This window comes from Agrobacterium sp. ST15.16.055, from assembly GCF_027956555.1.
GTDB classification, from domain to species: Bacteria; Pseudomonadota; Alphaproteobacteria; order Rhizobiales; family Rhizobiaceae; genus Agrobacterium; species Agrobacterium salinitolerans.
Genome location: NZ_JAQKGN010000011.1, coordinates 43,687 through 60,151, shown reverse-complemented (window position 1 = coordinate 60,151; position 16,465 = coordinate 43,687). Strand labels below are relative to the sequence as shown.

General features: G+C 60.0%; 14 protein-coding genes. 2 read left to right on the top strand and 12 right to left on the bottom strand.

Features of this window, described 5'->3' with window-relative positions:
* Nucleotides 1-13: 13 nt before the first annotated feature.
* The 4 genes from atpA to PL599_RS16225 form a co-directional block, all read right to left on the bottom strand.
* The gene (gene atpA, locus PL599_RS16240) at nt 14-1,543 is read right to left on the bottom strand and encodes a F0F1 ATP synthase subunit alpha (protein ID WP_077985521.1); all 1,530 of its coding nucleotides are present in this window, start codon (nt 1,541-1,543) and stop codon (nt 14-16) included.
* Nucleotides 1,543-2,109, bottom strand: coding sequence for a F0F1 ATP synthase subunit delta (locus tag PL599_RS16235; protein ID WP_170985684.1), 567 nt, complete (start codon nt 2,107-2,109; stop codon nt 1,543-1,545). The genes atpA and PL599_RS16235 overlap by 1 nt, the downstream gene beginning before the upstream one ends.
* A gap of 261 nt (nt 2,110-2,370) precedes the next feature.
* Complete coding sequence (locus PL599_RS16230; protein WP_137412261.1) at nt 2,371-2,757, bottom strand: AGROH133_08824 family phage infection protein; 387 nt, start codon at nt 2,755-2,757, stop codon at nt 2,371-2,373.
* Nucleotides 2,758-2,837: 80 nt separating this feature from the next.
* A complete protein-coding gene (locus PL599_RS16225) occupies nt 2,838-5,054 on the bottom strand; it encodes a primosomal protein N' (protein WP_142912981.1) in 2,217 nt (738 codons plus the stop codon).
* 121 nt (nt 5,055-5,175) lie between these two features.
* Between PL599_RS16225 and PL599_RS16220 the strand changes: the two genes are divergently transcribed.
* Both PL599_RS16220 and PL599_RS16215 read left to right on the top strand, forming a co-directional pair.
* Complete coding sequence (locus PL599_RS16220) at nt 5,176-6,123, top strand: tyrosine recombinase XerC (protein WP_269824754.1); 948 nt, start codon at nt 5,176-5,178, stop codon at nt 6,121-6,123.
* Between the two features lie 80 nt (nt 6,124-6,203).
* Nucleotides 6,204-7,301: a TraB/GumN family protein gene (locus PL599_RS16215; protein WP_269824755.1), complete on the top strand. Its 1,098-nt coding sequence runs from the start codon at nt 6,204-6,206 to the stop codon at nt 7,299-7,301.
* Here PL599_RS16215 and PL599_RS16210 read toward each other — a convergent pair.
* The 8 genes from PL599_RS16210 to sucD all read right to left on the bottom strand — a co-directional run bounded on the left by PL599_RS16210 (nt 7,285) and on the right by sucD (nt 16,449).
* On the bottom strand, nt 7,285-7,773 hold the full coding sequence (locus PL599_RS16210; RefSeq protein ID WP_149147118.1) for a DUF2867 domain-containing protein: 489 nt from the start codon (nt 7,771-7,773) through the stop codon (nt 7,285-7,287). The genes PL599_RS16215 and PL599_RS16210 overlap by 17 nt on opposite strands.
* 79 nt (nt 7,774-7,852) lie before the next feature.
* Nucleotides 7,853-8,353 carry a cytochrome b gene (locus PL599_RS16205; protein WP_142912979.1) on the bottom strand — a complete coding sequence of 167 codons (501 nt, stop codon included), beginning with the start codon at nt 8,351-8,353 and terminating at the stop codon, nt 7,853-7,855.
* Nucleotides 8,354-8,482: 129 nt separating this feature from the next.
* Nucleotides 8,483-9,889 (bottom strand): dihydrolipoyl dehydrogenase, encoded by a 1,407-nt coding sequence (gene lpdA, locus PL599_RS16200; protein WP_269824756.1) that lies wholly within the window; start codon nt 9,887-9,889, stop codon nt 8,483-8,485.
* A 64-nt stretch (nt 9,890-9,953) separates the two neighbouring features.
* Nucleotides 9,954-10,598 (bottom strand): LysE family translocator, encoded by a 645-nt coding sequence (locus PL599_RS16195; protein WP_269824757.1) that lies wholly within the window; start codon nt 10,596-10,598, stop codon nt 9,954-9,956.
* A gap of 11 nt (nt 10,599-10,609) precedes the next feature.
* Nucleotides 10,610-11,023: an MAPEG family protein gene (locus PL599_RS16190; RefSeq protein WP_269824758.1), complete on the bottom strand. Its 414-nt coding sequence runs from the start codon at nt 11,021-11,023 to the stop codon at nt 10,610-10,612.
* A 70-nt stretch (nt 11,024-11,093) separates the two neighbouring features.
* Nucleotides 11,094-12,320 (bottom strand): 2-oxoglutarate dehydrogenase complex dihydrolipoyllysine-residue succinyltransferase, encoded by a 1,227-nt coding sequence (gene odhB, locus PL599_RS16185; protein WP_191217231.1) that lies wholly within the window; start codon nt 12,318-12,320, stop codon nt 11,094-11,096.
* A 53-nt stretch (nt 12,321-12,373) separates the two neighbouring features.
* Nucleotides 12,374-15,370, bottom strand: a complete 2,997-nt coding sequence (locus tag PL599_RS16180) for a 2-oxoglutarate dehydrogenase E1 component (RefSeq protein WP_077985511.1) — start codon at nt 15,368-15,370, stop codon at nt 12,374-12,376.
* Nucleotides 15,371-15,546: 176 nt separating this feature from the next.
* Nucleotides 15,547-16,449 (bottom strand): succinate--CoA ligase subunit alpha, encoded by a 903-nt coding sequence (gene sucD / locus PL599_RS16175; protein WP_003492390.1) that lies wholly within the window; start codon nt 16,447-16,449, stop codon nt 15,547-15,549.
* Nucleotides 16,450-16,465: the final 16 nt, after the last annotated feature.

The following is a 16,465-nucleotide window of genomic DNA, read 5'->3' as shown; positions in this document are numbered from 1 at the left end:
AAAGAGCCCTGATTTAAGAGAAAGACTTGGCGAAGTTATCAAGAGCGCCCTTGAGCTTGCCCTTGGTATCGTCGCTGATAGCCTTTTCCGTGCGGATGGTGTCGAGGATCGCCTTGCCTTCCGACCGGAGGTAGGAGAGCAGACCCTGCTCGAACTTGCCGACCTGCGCGACTGCAACCTTGTCAAGGTAACCGTTGACGCCGGCGAAGATCACCGCAACCTGTTCTTCCGTCTTGAGCGGCGAGAACTGCGGCTGCTTCAGAAGTTCGGTCAGGCGTGCACCGCGGTTCAGCAGGCGCTGCGTCGAAGCATCGAGGTCCGAACCGAACTGGGCGAAGGCTGCCATTTCGCGATACTGGGCGAGTTCACCCTTGATCGAACCGGCAACCTGCTTCATCGCCTTGATCTGGGCGGCAGAGCCAACGCGCGAAACCGACAGACCGACGTTAACGGCCGGGCGGATACCCTGATAGAACAGGTCGGTTTCAAGGAAGATCTGGCCGTCGGTGATCGAGATCACGTTGGTCGGAATGAACGCCGAAACGTCGTTACCCTGGGTTTCGATGACCGGCAGAGCCGTCAGCGAGCCAGCGCCCATTTCGTCGGAGAGCTTCGCAGCGCGCTCGAGAAGACGGGAGTGGAGGTAGAAAACGTCGCCGGGATAAGCTTCGCGGCCCGGAGGACGGCGCAGCAGCAGCGACATCTGACGGTAAGCAACAGCCTGCTTGGAAAGGTCGTCGTAACCGATGAGAGCATGCTTGCCGTTGTCACGGAAGTACTCGCCCATGGCGCAACCGGCAAACGGTGCCAGATACTGCATCGGAGCCGGATCGGAAGCGGTAGCGGCGACGATGATCGAGTACTGCAGCGCGCCGCGCTCTTCCAGAACCTTGACGAACTGGGCAACGGTCGAACGCTTCTGACCGATAGCGACGTAGACGCAATAAAGCTTGTCACCGTCAGGGCCATTGTCGTGAATGGCCTTCTGGTTCAGGATCGTGTCGAGAATGATGGCGGTCTTGCCGGTCTGGCGGTCGCCGATGACGAGCTCGCGCTGGCCGCGACCAACCGGGATGAGCGCGTCGATGGCCTTGAGGCCGGTCGACATCGGCTCATGAACCGACTTGCGCGGAATGATGCCGGGAGCCTTGACGTCAACGCGCGAACGCTTGGCGGCATTGATCGGGCCCTTACCGTCGATCGGATTGCCGAGCGCGTCAACGACGCGGCCGAGCAGTTCCGGACCGACGGGAACGTCAACGATAGCGCCAGTCCGCTTTACGGTGTCGCCTTCCTTGATGTCACGGTCGGAACCGAAGATAACCACGCCGACATTGTCGGCTTCGAGGTTGAGCGCCATGCCGCGGATGCCGCCCGGAAACTCGACCATTTCGCCGGCCTGAACATTGTCGAGACCGTAAACGCGAGCAATACCGTCACCGACGGAAAGCACCTGGCCGACTTCCGAGACTTCCGCCTCATTGCCGAAATTTTTGATTTGATCTTTCAGAATTGCGGAAATTTCCGCGGCGCGGATATCCATCAGCCAACCTCTTTCAGTGCAAGCTTAAGGGTGGAAAGTTTGGTGCGAAGAGACGTATCGATCTGGCGGGAGCCGACCTTGACGATCAGACCACCGAGGATCGACGGGTCGACGGTAACGGAAATCGTCACATCCTTGCCGGTAACGCTCTTCAGCGCCGCTTTCAGTTCAGTTTCCTGCGCCTCGTCGAGCGCATGTGCCGAGGTGACCTCGGCGGTGATTTCGCCGCGATGGGCGGCAGCGATGGTGCGGTAGGCGCGGATCATGCCGGGAACAGCGAAGAGACGGCGATTATTCGCAACAACCTTGAGGAAATTCAGAGCGAGACCGGAGATACCGGCCTTTTCGCAGATAGCGGCGATTGCCTTGAACTGATCCTCGGCGGAGAACACCGGGCTCGCAACCAGACGCTTCAAATCGTCGCTTTCGTCGAGAAGTGCGCCAAACTTGTCCAGCTCGGCCTGAACCGCTTCGACCGCACCCGCTTCCAAAGCAAGCTCGAAAAGCGACGACGCATACCTTTCCGCTACACCGGATGTTCCATGGGAGGTGTCTGCCACGGGCACTTTTTCCCTGCTAATCGTCCAAGACCATCAGCGATGGGGCTCCACCGCATCAAATTCTTGAAATCGTTTCAATTTCCCCGAAAAAGACCGGAATTCCCCCCTGCCTTTTCCCAATTTCGCGGTCCGTCTAGCATAGGACGCCGGGACTCGCAACACGCGTAATAGCGGAAAGCGCCGTTTGGGCAAGGGGGAATGCGTTTAAATTTTCCGATTTCGCTCAGGATGCGGCGCATCTGCGGCACAAAAGCCAAAAAGCCCGCCTCAGACCAGCCCGAAGACGTAGCTCAACGACAGCGCAGCGAGCAGAAAGTGCACAACCAGAAGTATGAAATTCCGCATGGTTGCGCCGCCATCGGAGAGTATGGAGAGAATGCCGCCAAAGACACTGAGGCCGAAAGCCGCACCAAAGGCGAGATAGACCATGGGCTGCGCGAGAAGCAGGGCGGCGGCGCCGAGACCGAGATAGAACCCGGCAAGCGACGAGCGCGCGAGCGTATAACCATCGCGGCGCTCACCCGCTGGCTGCAGCCCGAAGGCACGCAGCGTAATACCCGGTGCAAACATAAAAAAAAGGCCCATCATGGCCGAAACTACTGCCGCTCCGAAGGCCAGCTGCTCGCCGAACTCGGCGGGAAAATAAAACTCCATCTCGTTCCCCAAATCATCTTTGATTGCCTGCTGCGTTATGACACGGTCATGACAACGGGAAAACGCCCCGTCGGCGAGTTTCAAAGGAAACTTTGCGGGTCGATATCGAGCTGCACATGCACGCTGCCGCGCTCTTTCGGGCCATTGGCCAGAAGCGTGCGTAGAAAAGACTGCATGTCGGAATTGCGACGCCCGTGCACGAGGAGGCGGAAACGGTGGCGTCCGCGGATGAGAGCCAGCGGCGCTTCCGCCGGGCCGAGCAGCATGATGCCCGTAACTTGCGGCGCGGCCGCCCTTAAACCCCGTGCATGGGTTTCGGCCTCTGCACGCGTATCGGCGGAAACGATGATGGAGGCAAGGCGTCCGAAGGGGGGCAGGACAGCCTTTTCACGCTCCACGATCTCTCTTTCATAGAAAGCCGAAGCATCACCCGAAACGATGGCCTGCATGACCGGATGCTGCGGCTGATACGTTTGCAGCAAGCCATGGCTCTTCAAACCGGTTCGCCCGGCGCGTCCCGTCACCTGTGAAAGCAGCTGGAAGGTTCGCTCCGCCGCGCGCGGATCGCCATTGGCAAGGCCGAGATCGGCATCGACAATGCCGACAAGCGTCATCAGCGGAAAATTATGTCCCTTGGCGACCAGCTGCGTGCCGATGACGATATCCGCCTCCCCTTTGACGATCGCCTCCAGCTCCAGCCGCAACCGCTTGACGCCCATGAGATCGGAGGAGAGCACGATGGTGCGGGCCTCAGGGAAATGTTTCTCCACCTCCTCGGCAATGCGCTCCACGCCGGGGCCGCAGGCCACCAGATGATCGAAGGTGCCGCATTCCGGGCAATGATCGGGCGTTGGCTCATTATGGCCGCACTGATGGCACTGCAATTGATTGCGAAACCGGTGCTCCACCAGCCAGCTGGAACATTGCGGGCACTGGAAACGGTGACCGCAGACGCGGCAGAGCGTGAGCGGCGCATAACCGCGGCGATTGAGGAAGAGCAGCGCCTGCTCGCCCTTTTCGATGGTCTTGCCGATCCCGCGCAGCAGGACGGGTGAGAGAAACCCTCCCCGCTCGGGCGGGTGGCGGCGCATATCGACAAGATGCAGGTCCGGCATCGCTGCATCGCCGAAACGTGTATGCAGGTGAATGGTGTTATAACGCCCGGAACTACCATTAACCTGGCTTTCGACCGACGGTGTGGCAGACACCAACACCACCGGGAATTCCGCGATCCGCGCCCTTACCACCGCCATGTCGCGGGCATTATAAAAGACACGATCTTCCTGCTTGTAAGCGGGGTCGTGCTCTTCATCGACAATGATGAGACCGAGATTGTCGAACGGCAGGAAAAGCGCCGAACGTGCCCCAGCCACCACCTTAACTTCACCAGTGACGGCCTGCCGCCAGACCTTCTCGCGCATACGCGGCGACAAGTCCGAATGCCATTCCGCCGGTTTCGCGCCGAAACGATCCTGAAAACGCTCCAGAAACGCCGCCGTCAACGCGATTTCGGGCAGCAGGATGAGAACCTGCCTGCCCTGACGGAGCGTCTCGGCCACCGCCTCGAAATAAACCTCGGTCTTGCCAGAACCTGTGACACCGTCGATCAGCGAAACATGAAATCCGCCCTTGCGCACATCTTCCAGTATCTCCGAGGCGGCCTGTTTCTGTGGGCCTTCCAGACGCGGCTCGACATAGTCTGGATCGGGCTCAGCCACCACAGGCGGCGCGGGCAGAAACACCGTCTCGAACACGCCCTGCTTGACGAGACCGTCGATGACGCTTGTCGAAACGCCGGCGGCATGGGCAAGCCCGCTCTTCGTCCAGCCATGCCCTTCCGCCGCCAGTTCCATCACCCGCTCACGGGCGGGGGTGAGGCGCTCCGGCCGACCCTCCGTCAGCCGCAGCCCCTCGATCATCGGTTCGGGATCGAAGGCGGCAGGGGCGCGCAGCGCCATGCGCGCCACGAGGCCGGGCGGAGACAGCGTATAGGCGGCAACCCAGTCCACGAAGCGGCGCATTTCCGCCTTCAGCGGCGGGCACTCGAAACTCTTGGTGATGGGCCGCAGCTTCTTCGGATCGACGCCCTTCTCGCCCGCATCGTCCCACACCACGCCGAAGACCTGCCGGGGACCGAGCGGCACCTGCACGACGGAACCCGTCTCCACCACCATATCCTCAGGCACAGAGTAGCTGTATGGCCCGGGCGCCGGCATGGGCACGAGAACGGGCACCGTGCGCGTGGGCGACGGCGGGTCGAACAGAGCCCCAAACAGATCGGACGAATCTTTTGCCATGATGTGGCGACCATGCCCCGACGACAGGAAAAAGGAAACCGCCCGGATGTAGTGGGCGCGCCCGGCAAAGTCCACCTCTTAACCAAATGCTGACCATAAGCGCATAGTTTCGGGGCATGGAATGGAGCGCCGCGTGACCGAAATCCTGACATTTGCCGAACCCGATCTCCTGAATGAACGCCAGTCCTGGCTCGCCGCCCTTGCCGGCGAACGCCGCCTTTCCGACAACACCGTCGAGGCCTATGAGCGCGACACGCGCCAGTTCCTGACCTTTCTCACCGGCTATATCGGCAAACCCGCTGCGGTCACGGATATAGCCGATCTGCGCCCTGTCGATCTGCGCGCCTTTCTGGCCAACCGGCGCAAGGAAGGTGCCGGCGCCCGTTCGCTCGGCCGGCATCTGGCAGGCTTGCGCTCCCTGCTTCAGTACCTGCAGAAAAAAGGCCTGGTGAATGCCGCCGGTGCCACTGCCATGCGCGCGCCAAAACAGCCGAAATCGCTACCGAAACCGCTGACCGACCGGCAGGCGCTGAAAATCACCACGAGTGAAGCGCAACTGAACGACGAACCATGGATCGCCGCCCGCAACGCAGCGGTCCTTTCACTGCTTTATGGCTGCGGTCTGCGCATTTCCGAGGCGCTTGGTCTTACCCCGGCCGATTTCCCGTCCGGCGCCCGCAGCCTGCGCATTACCGGCAAAGGCAACAAGACGCGGATTGTGCCCCTGCTGGCAGTGGTGACGGAAGCAGTCGATACCTACAGGAAGCTTTGCCCCTATGCCCTCTCGTCGGATGAACCCCTCTTCCTCGGCGCGCGCGGCGGCAAGCTGCAACCCGCCATCATCCAGCGGGAAATGCAGAAGCTGCGGGGTGCTTTCGGCCTGCCGGAAAACGCCACACCGCATGCGCTACGCCACTCCTTCGCCACGCACCTTCTCGCCGGCGGCGGCGACCTTCGCACCATTCAGGAACTGCTGGGCCATGCGAGCCTGTCCACCACACAAGTCTATACCGGCGTCGACACCGCGAGGCTGCTGGAAATCTACGACAACGCCCATCCGCGCGCATGAAGCACGAAATGGTTAACCATAACCATTAACCAGACATCCAAGCCGCCGTTCTATAAGCGAACGACAACCGGATTGAGCCGATGAATAGCCTGATAAAACCGCAAAACTTCACCGCAACCCTGATGGGCAAGACCGGCGACGCCCTGCTCTGGCTGCTGGCCGCCCTGCACGTCACCGCCGTCGCCATCCTGCTCATGACCCTGCTGTCGCTCAGTGAAGCGGAAGCCGCGCAGCAGCAGATCGCCTGCACCGGCAGCGACATTCTCGTGGAAATGCGCAAGACTGATCCACAAGCCTTCGCAAAGATCGAACAGGAAGCGACAGCTATCCCGAACGGCAAGGGCAATTTCTGGCGGATCGAAAAGGCAGGCACGGCCCCGTCCTATCTTCTCGGCACCATGCATGTCACCGATCCGCGTGTTCTGGAAATGCCTGCCGCCGCCAGCCCCGCCTTCGAAAAAGCCGCGACGGTAATCGTGGAATCGGACGAAATCGTCGACGACAAGAAGGTCGCCGCCTCGCTGCTGAGCAAGCCTGAACTCACCATGTTTCTGGATGGCAAATCGATCACCGATATCCTGTCGCCGGAAAATGTCGCGCGTCTGGAAAAGGGTCTCAAGGAACGCGGCATTCCGCTGAACGCCGTTTCGCGCATGAAGCCGTGGATGCTTTCGAGCTTCGTCGCCCTTCCCGCCTGTGAATTCGCCCGCAAGGCCACCGGCCTCTCCTTTCTCGACAAGAAGCTGGCGGAAGACGCCATTGCGGACGGAAAACACCTTGTCGGGCTGGAGACCATGGTGGAGCAGCTGACGGCGATGTCGGAGCTGCCGATGGAATTTCATCTTCAGGCGCTGATCGAAACGCTCGAACTGGGCGACCGCATGGATGACATCATGACAACCATGACCGATCTCTACGTCGCCGGCGATATCGGCATGACCATGCCCATGCTGAAAAGCCTGGACCCCAAGAAGGCAGCGGCAGAAAGCGAACAGGGCTACGCCGCCTTCGAACAGCGCATCATCACCGACCGCAACCATGTCATGGCGGAGCGGGCCACACCAGAACTTGCCAGGGGCAATGTTTTCATGGCCGTTGGCGCACTGCATCTGCCGGGCGAGGAAGGTCTTGTCGAATTGCTGCGCGCGGAAGGCTTCACCCTCACGCGGGTCGATTGACCGGCTCATTCCCGATGCTGACGGGCCGGACATTGGCGCAGAACGGCCGCATCGTCGCCGGCACGATGCGGCGGTGAAACGGTCCCACGACAAGAAGATAAAGCCGCCCGAACAGGTTCTTGCGCCTGACGATGGTGGTGACACTCACCAGCTGGCGGTTTTCTTTCTCTTCGAGATCGACGACGATCCGGAAATCCAGATGGCGGTCATCGAAGCCGAGCACAGTCCGCTGTGGCGTGGATGACAGGACGGGAAAACCGCCTGCCGATGTGCCAGCCGCGATTTCTACCATTCTCAATCCGAAAAGCGCTACCACGCGGTTTCGAAGCGCCATTAGGCTGCGGATCCACGGCGGAGGATGATCGAGAAGCAGTCTGCTCACATCGAGCGACGTTATGCCCGTCCTCATCATCTCGCCCTGAAAGCGATCACACCAATCGGCGCCCGGCAATATGTCTTCGCTGTTTCGCATCTCTGTCCCCCAGCCGCCCGTCGCGGCAAGGGCCACCATCGTCTTTTTCCGTCGAACCGAAAACGTGACAAACCGCCGCTTAGCCGTGTGTCATGCGCTTGAGAATATTGGTACGCCAGTAGAGCTGGTGAACCAGAACGGCGGCGACATGGCCGGCAATCAGCACCCACATCACAGCCTTGAAGGGACCGGAATGCAACTCTCCTGCCGTTGCGATACCGAAGTAATAAGCAGCGATGCCGGAAAGCGGCAGAATGAAGAACAGGACATAGAAGGTGAAATGAGCCACCTTGGCGGCAATCTGCGACACACGCGGTTCTTCAGCCGGATGCGGCGGCACGCCTTGGAAAAAGCGAAGACAGAGACGCAGTACCGCAAGCAACAGAATGGCAAAGCCGACATAGGCATGAATATTGGCCGAAGAAATCTGATCCGGTGTCAACGTCTCACCCCGCCGCATCAGCCGGTAGGCGTGCTCCATGCCATCGGGAAACAACAGGTTGAAGAAGATCAGAAGCGCCATCGACCAATGAATGATACGCTGCGGCATAGTGAAGGAAACTTGACTACGAAACGCCATTTTATTGCCTTTTATCAAAAGGTTAGACAGGCTGCGGCGCGCAGTATGGAAAACCCCGGCCTGCATGGCAAGCCGGGGTTTGGCAGATGACTGAAATTTAATGATGGAGCAACGGGCTCCAAAAACCGATCACATGTGGATCGGCTTGAAGAAGGTCGCCAGCGCCGCTTCCTTCACGGCTTCCGACATGGTCGGATGCGCATGGCAGGTGCGGCCGAGATCTTCCGAAGAACCGCCGAATTCCATCAGCACGGTAATCTCATGGATCATCTCACCAGCGCCGAAACCAACGATATGGCCGCCGAGAACCCGGTCGGTTTCCTTGTCGGCAAGGATCTTCACGAAGCCATCCGTCACCTGCATGGCGCGGGCGCGGCCATTGGCGGTGAAGGGGAACTTGCCGACCTTGTAGGCGACGCCAGCGGCCTTCAGTTCTTCTTCGGTCTTGCCGACGGAAGCGACTTCCGGCTGCGTATAGACCACGGCCGGAATGACGTCATAATTCACATGGCCGTGCTGGCCGGCGAGAATTTCCGCAAGAGCAACGCCCTCGTCTTCCGCCTTGTGTGCCAGCATCGGGCCTTTCACCACGTCACCGATTGCATAGATGCCATCGACATTGGTCTTGAAGTGGCCGTCGATTTCGACACGACCGCGACTGTCCAGCACGACGCCGGCTTCCGCGAGGCCGAGACCTTCGGTATAGGGCTTGCGGCCGGTGGAAATCAGGACGACATCAGCTTCCAGCGTTTCAGCAGCGCCGCCCTTGACCGGCTCGAATACGACCTTGGCACCGGCAGAGGTCTTTTCAACGGCCGTCACCTTGGCACCGAGCTTGAAATCGAGACCCTGTTTGGCGAGCAGACGCTGAGCCTGCTTGGAGACTTCGCTGTCCATGCCGCCGAGAATGGTGTCGAGATATTCAACGACGGTGACCTTCGCGCCAAGACGCGACCAGACCGAACCAAGCTCGAGGCCGATGACGCCACCACCCACAACGATGAGCTTTTCCGGAACCTTGGAAAGAGCAATAGCGCCGGTGGAAGACAGGATGACGCTTTCATCGATATCGACCTGAACACCGGGGATACCGGCAACATCCGACCCCGTCGCGATGACGATGTTCTTGGCTTCGATTTCCTGTGTCTCGCCCTTGTCATTGGTGACGGCGACCTTACCGGCGGAAACAACCTTGCCCGTGCCCTGGAAAGCATCGATCTTGTTCTTCTTGAACAGGAAGGCAACCCCGTCGACATTGGCTTTCACCACGCCGTCCTTGTGCCCCATCATCTTCTCGAGGTTCAGCTTCGGAGCGGCGACTTCGATACCAAGCGAATCGACACCATGAGCAACGTGGGCAAAGGTTTCGGACGCATGCAGCAGGGCCTTGGAAGGAATGCAGCCGACATTGAGGCAGGTGCCGCCATAGGTCGCGCGCTTTTCGATCACTGCGACCTTCAGGCCAAGCTGTGCCGCCTTGACCGCGCAAACATAACCGCCGGGACCCGTACCGATTACAACTACATCATATGCCATGTTTCTGTTCCTGATTGATTGCGGGCAGGATTTTGAACCGCCCTGCTTCCGTTTGACCTGAAACTCAGGCCGCTTTTTCCGTTGCGAGTTTTATACCGAGTGCGATGAAGACCACGCCGCTGGTGCGGTCGATCCATTGGCTGGCGCGCTGAAAAGCGGCGCGCATGCGCGGCGTCGTCATGAACAGGCTGACGCCGACGAACCACAGGATGAGGCAGCTTGCCATGACGAGCCCATATCCGAACTTGATGCCAACAGGAGTATGCGCGTGAACCACCGTCGAAAAGATCGACAGGAAGAAGAACACCGGTTTGGGGTTGAGCGCGTTTGCGGCAAAACCGAGCGTGAAGGCCTTGAGCCCGGTCTGGCCGCTTTTGGCTCGAACGCCGCCCTCGCCTTCAGCGGTCGGCAATTCTGTCTTGCCGGCGCGCAGCGCCTTGATGCCGATATAGATCAGATAGGCGACACCCAGCCATTTGACGATGTTGAAGAGATAGATCGACTGGGAAATGATAAGGCCAAGTCCGAGGATCGTATAGGTGACATGGAACATCAGCGATGTTCCGACGCCAAAGCTGGTGATGATGGCCTGCCTGCGTCCGTGAACCATTGCCTGGCGCATGACCATTGCAAGATCGGCGCCCGGCGATACGATTGCGAAAGCGAAGATCGCCATCAGCGATGCAAGTTCGATAAGATATTGGTGCATCACATCAGGCCTCAGAACATCAACACGACAAACATCAGCGCAAGTCCAAGCATTGAACCCAACCAGACGAAAGACCGGATATAGGGCACACCTGCCAGATAGAGCGGAATATAGATGATGCGGCAGATCAACCACAACCACGCACCGATAAGCGCAAGTCCGGCCGGGTCACCCGCCATGATAACGCCGAAAGCCAGTGCCAGAAAAACCGGATAGGTCTCCCGGAAATTGGCCGATGCGCGCGAAGCGCGACCGGAGAGCTTACCCTGTGGCTTCTGCTCACCGTCTCTCGGACCGGCATTCCATTCACGCCCCAATTCTCTGGTCGCCGTCATCCCCTGCAACAGGACATGCACGACGAGAAGAAGAACGCTTAGACCGATAAGCGGTAAAAAAGGCGAAGCGGCAAGAAATGTCGGCTGCACGTCTGCTCTCCCGGGTGGTCTCTCAGCGGGGTTTCACTTGAAGCCCCGCTGAAACGAAAAGCAAGAGCGATCAGAGATCGAGAACCAGACGTTCCGGATCTTCGAGGCTTTCCTTGACGCGAACGAGGAAGGTCACGGCTTCCTTGCCGTCAACGATACGGTGATCGTAGGAGAGCGCGAGATACATCATCGGACGGATGACAACCTGACCGCCGATGGCGACCGGACGCTCCTGGATCTTGTGCATGCCGAGGATGCCCGACTGCGGTGCATTGAGGATCGGCGAAGACATCAGCGAACCGTAGACACCGCCATTGGTGATCGTGAAGGTGCCGCCCTGCATGTCGGCCATGCCGAGCGAACCGTCGCGCGCTGCCTTGGCGAGGCGACCGAGTTCCTTTTCAACGCCGGCGATGGAGAGCTGGTCGGCATCGCGGATAACCGGAACGACAAGACCCTTATCGGTGCCGACAGCCATGCCGACGTGACAATAGTTCTTGTAGATGATGTCCGTACCGTCGATTTCAGCGTTGACGGCGGGCAGTTCCTTCAGCGCGTGGGTCACGGCCTTGGTGAAGAAGCCCATGAAGCCGAGCTTAACGCCATGCTTCTTCTCGAACACGTCCTTGTAACGGTTGCGCAGGTCCATGACGGCGCTCATGTCCACCTCGTTATAGGTGGTCAGCATGGCGGCGGTGTTCTGCGCATCCTTGAGACGCTTGGCGATCGTCTGACGCAGGCGGGTCATCTTCACGCGCTCTTCGCGAACCTGATCCTGCTCGGCAGAAACCGGACGGGGAGCAGCAGCAACCGGAGCCGGAGCGGCGGCAGGTGCGGAAACGCCCTTGGCGACGGCGGCGAGAACGTCACCCTTCAGAACCTGGCCGCGCTTGCCGGAACCATCGACCTGATCGGCAGACAGGTTGTTTTCAGCCAGCAGCTTGCCAGCGGCAGGTGCCGGCGGCATAGCGCTGGCGGCAGAAGCAGCGGGAGCCGGAGCAGCGGCGGCGGCAGGCTTTGCCGGTTCGGCAGCCGGTGCCGAGGTTGCAGCGCCGGCAGCACCTTCGGCGATCTGGCCGAGAAGCGCGTCGAGACCGACGGTCTCGCCGTTCTGCGCAACGATTTCGGTGAGAACGCCGGAGGCGGGTGCCGGAACTTCGACGGTAACCTTGTCGGTTTCCAGTTCTACGAGCGGTTCGTCGGCCTTGACGGTGTCGCCGACCTTCTTGAACCAGGTGCCGACGGTCGCTTCGCTGACGGATTCGCCGAGGGTTGGTACGCGGATTTCAGTGGCCATGATCTAGTTCCGTTATTCGGGTGTCTTTTTTGCGGGGCGATGCGGGAGAGTTCTCACTCTCCCAGCGCGTCTTCCAGGAACGCAGCAAGCTGCGCCAGATGCTTGGACATCAGGCCGGTCGCCGGAGAGGCGGCAGCCGGACGGCCCGTGTAACGGACCTTCTGGTACTTGGCGTCGATATGCGCCAGGACCCATTCCAGGTAAGGATCGATGAACGACCACGCACCCATGTTCTTCGGCTCTTCCTGGCACCAGACCATCTCCGCATTGCGGAAGCGCGACAACTCGTTGATGAGCGCCTTGGCCGGGAACGGATAGAGCTGCTCGACACGCAGCAGGTAGATATCGTCGATACCGCGCTTTTCACGCTCCTCGAGCAGATCGTAATAAACCTTGCCCGTGCACATGACGACGCGGCGGATCTTCGAATCCTTCTGCAGCTTGATCGGACCGTCCTTGATGACTTCCGCATCGTCCCATAGGAGACGGTGGAAGGAGGACTCGCCTGCAAGCTCGGCCAGCGAAGAGGTGGCGCGCTTGTGACGCAGCAGCGACTTCGGCGTCATCAGGATCAGCGGCTTGCGGAAGTCGCGCTTCACCTGGCGGCGCAGGATGTGGAAGTAGTTGGCCGGCGTCGTGCAGTTGGCAACCTGCATGTTGTCTTCGGCGCACATCTGCAGCCAACGCTCCAGACGGGCGGACGAGTGTTCCGGACCCTGACCTTCGTAGCCATGCGGGAGAAGGCAGACGAGACCGGACATGCGCAGCCACTTGCGTTCACCCGAAGAGATGAACTGGTCGAACACCACCTGCGCGCCGTTGGCGAAGTCACCGAACTGGGCTTCCCAAAGGGTCAGCGCGTTCGGACGGGCCAGCGAGTAGCCGTATTCGAAACCGAGAACGGCTTCTTCCGAAAGCATCGAGTTGATGACTTCATAACGGGCCTGCGTCGGCGAAAGGTTGGCGAGCGGAATATAACGCTCTTCGGTCTCCTGATCGTAGAGGACCGAGTGACGCTGCGAGAAGGTGCCGCGTTCGCAATCCTGACCGGAAAGACGAATCTTGTGGCCGTCGGCAACGAGTGAACCGAACGCAAGCGCTTCCGCCATTGCCCAGTCGATGCCTTCGCCCGTCTCGACCATCTGCGAGCGGTTTTCCATAAAGCGCTGGATCGTGCGATGGGCGCTGAAGCCTTCCGGAATGGTCGACAGCTTCTTGCCGATTTCCTTGAGCTGCTTCATCGGTACGCCGGTCTTGCCGCGACGCTGCTCATCGGCATTGTCGGCAGCGCGCAGGCCGGACCACTGGCCATCCAGCCAGTCGGCCTTGTTCGGCTTGTAGGACTGGCCTGCCTCGAACTCCTGCTCGAGATGAGCACGCCAGTCGGCCTTCATCTTTTCGAATTCACCTTCGCTGATCAGGCCTTCGGCGATCAGGCGGTCGGCATAAATGCGCGCGACCGTCTTGTGACCACGGATAACCTTGTACATCTTCGGCTGCGTGAACGCCGGCTCATCGCCTTCGTTATGGCCAAAGCGACGGTAACAGAACATGTCGATGACGACAGGCTTGTGGAACTTCATGCGGTATTCGGTCGCGACTTTGGCCGCATAGGTAACAGCTTCCGGATCGTCACCGTTGACGTGGAAGATCGGCGCTTCGATCATCTTGGCGACGTCGGACGGATAGGGCGACGAACGGGAGAAGGCCGGGTTCGTCGTAAAGCCGATCTGGTTGTTGATGATGAAGTGCATGGTGCCGGCAACGCGGTGACCGCGCAGACCGGAAAGGCCGAGAATTTCGGCAACCACGCCCTGACCCGCGAAAGCGGCATCGCCATGCAGAAGCAGTGGCAGGACCTTGGCGCGTTCAGACAGCGGAATGATGTCGCCGTCCCACACCTTGGCCAGCTGGTCCTGCTTGGCGCGGGCCTTGCCCATGACAACGGGGTTGACGATCTCAAGGTGCGACGGGTTGGCCGTCAGCGACAGGTGAACCTTGTTGCCATCGAATTCGCGGTCGGAGGAGGCGCCGAGGTGGTACTTCACGTCACCCGAACCTTCGACATCGTCAGGCTTGAACGAACCGCCCTTGAACTCGTGGAACACGGCGCGATGCGGCTTGCCCATCACGTTGGTCAGAACGTTCAGGCGACCGCGGTGGGCCATGCCGAGAACGACTTCTTCCAGACCTTCCTGGCCGCCGCGCTTGATGATCTGCTCCAGCGCCGGGATGAGCGATTCACCGCCATCGAGGCCGAAACGCTTGGTGCCCTTGAAACGCACGTCGAGGAACTGCTCGTAGCCTTCGGCTTCGACCAGCTTCGACAGAATGGCCTTCTTGCCTTCGGCCGTGAAGGCGACGCCCTTGTCCGGACCTTCAATACGCTCCTGAATCCAGCCTTTTTCTTCCGGGCTGGACATGTGCATGAATTCGACGCCGATGGTGGAGCAGTAGGTGCGCTCCAGAATATCGATCATCTCGCGCACGGTCGCATATTCGAGGCCGAGCACGTTATCGATGAAAATCTTGCGGTCGTAGTCGCTTTCCTCGAAGCCGTAGGACTTCGGCGAAAGCTCGTTGTAATCCTCGACGGCAACGGCAATACCGAGCGGGTCGAGCTTGGCATGCAGGTGGCCGCGCATGCGGTAAGCGCGGATCATCATGATGGCGCGAACGCTGTCACGGGTCGCCTGCAGCACTTCGGCTTCGCTGACCGGCTTGCCGGTGTCGGCGCTCTTGGCCTCAGCTTTCGCCTGTACCTTCTTTTCGATGGCCTTTTCGACCGTGGCCCAGTTGCCGTCGAGTGCGGAGACCAGTTCGCCATTTGCCGGGATCGGCCAGTTGGCACGCTTCCAGGAGGCGCCCTTGGCCGCCTTCTTCACGTCTTCCGGATTATCGGACAACGCCTTGAAGAAGCTCTGCCACTCCGGCGACACGGAAGAGGGGTCCTCTTCGTACCGGGCATAGAGCTGCTCGATATAGGCTGCATTCGCGCCGTCCAGAAACGACGTGATCTGAAACTGCTCGTTCGCTTCTTGCCTTGCCATTGTGTTCTTGCGGACTTATCCGTCCGCCTCCTCGATGCCGTTAGGGCCGTTCAACCGGCCTGCCGCTTTGATTATTGCTGTCTGCCGCCGGGGCGGTATGCCGTCTGTCTGTCGTTCTTGCGGCATCGGGCAGCGCGAGCTTTAGGCCGCGCCGCCCGTCACCGTTTCATGTGGTCTCAGCCCTTGAGGACTTCAACCAGCGTCTTGCCGAGGCGCGCCGGGGAAGGCGAAACCTTGATGCCGGCCGCTTCCATGGCTGCGATCTTGGATTCCGCATCGCCCTTGCCGCCCGAAACGACAGCGCCGGCGTGGCCCATGGTGCGACCCTTCGGAGCCGTGCGGCCCGCGATGAAGCCGGCCATCGGCTTCTTGCGACCCTTCTTGGCTTCGTCGATCAGGAACTGCGCTGCATCTTCTTCAGCCGAACCACCGATTTCGCCGATCATGATGATCGACTGCGTGGCGTCGTCAGCGAGGAACATTTCCAGGACGTCGATGAACTCGGTGCCCTTGACCGGGTCGCCGCCGATGCCGACAGCCGTCGTCTGGCCGAGGCCTTCGTTCGATGTCTGGAACACGGCTTCATAGGTGAGCGTGCCGGATCGCGAAACGATACCGACCGAACCCTTGCGGAAGATGGAGCCCGGCATGATGCCGATCTTGCATTCTTCCGGCGTCAGGATGCCGGGGCAGTTCGGGCCGAGCAGGCGGGACTTCGAACGGTCGAGGCGAGCCTTGACGCGAACCATGTCCATGACCGGGATGCCCTCGGTGATGCAGGTGATGAACGGAATTTCCGCATCGATGGCTTCGATGATCGCGTCTGCTGCGCCTGCCGGCGGAACATAGATAACGGACGCGTCTGCACCGGTCTTTTCCTTGGCTTCGGCAACCGTTGCGAAGATCGGCAGGCTTTCGCCCTTGGAACCGGTCCAGGTTTCACCACCCTTCTTCGGATGGATACCGCCGACCATCTGCGTGCCGTAATAGGCAAGCGCCTGTTCGGTGTGGAAGGTGCCGGTCTTGCCGGTCAGACCCTGAACGAGGATCTTGGTGTCTTTATTAACGAGAATAGACATTATTTCCGGTCCCTCA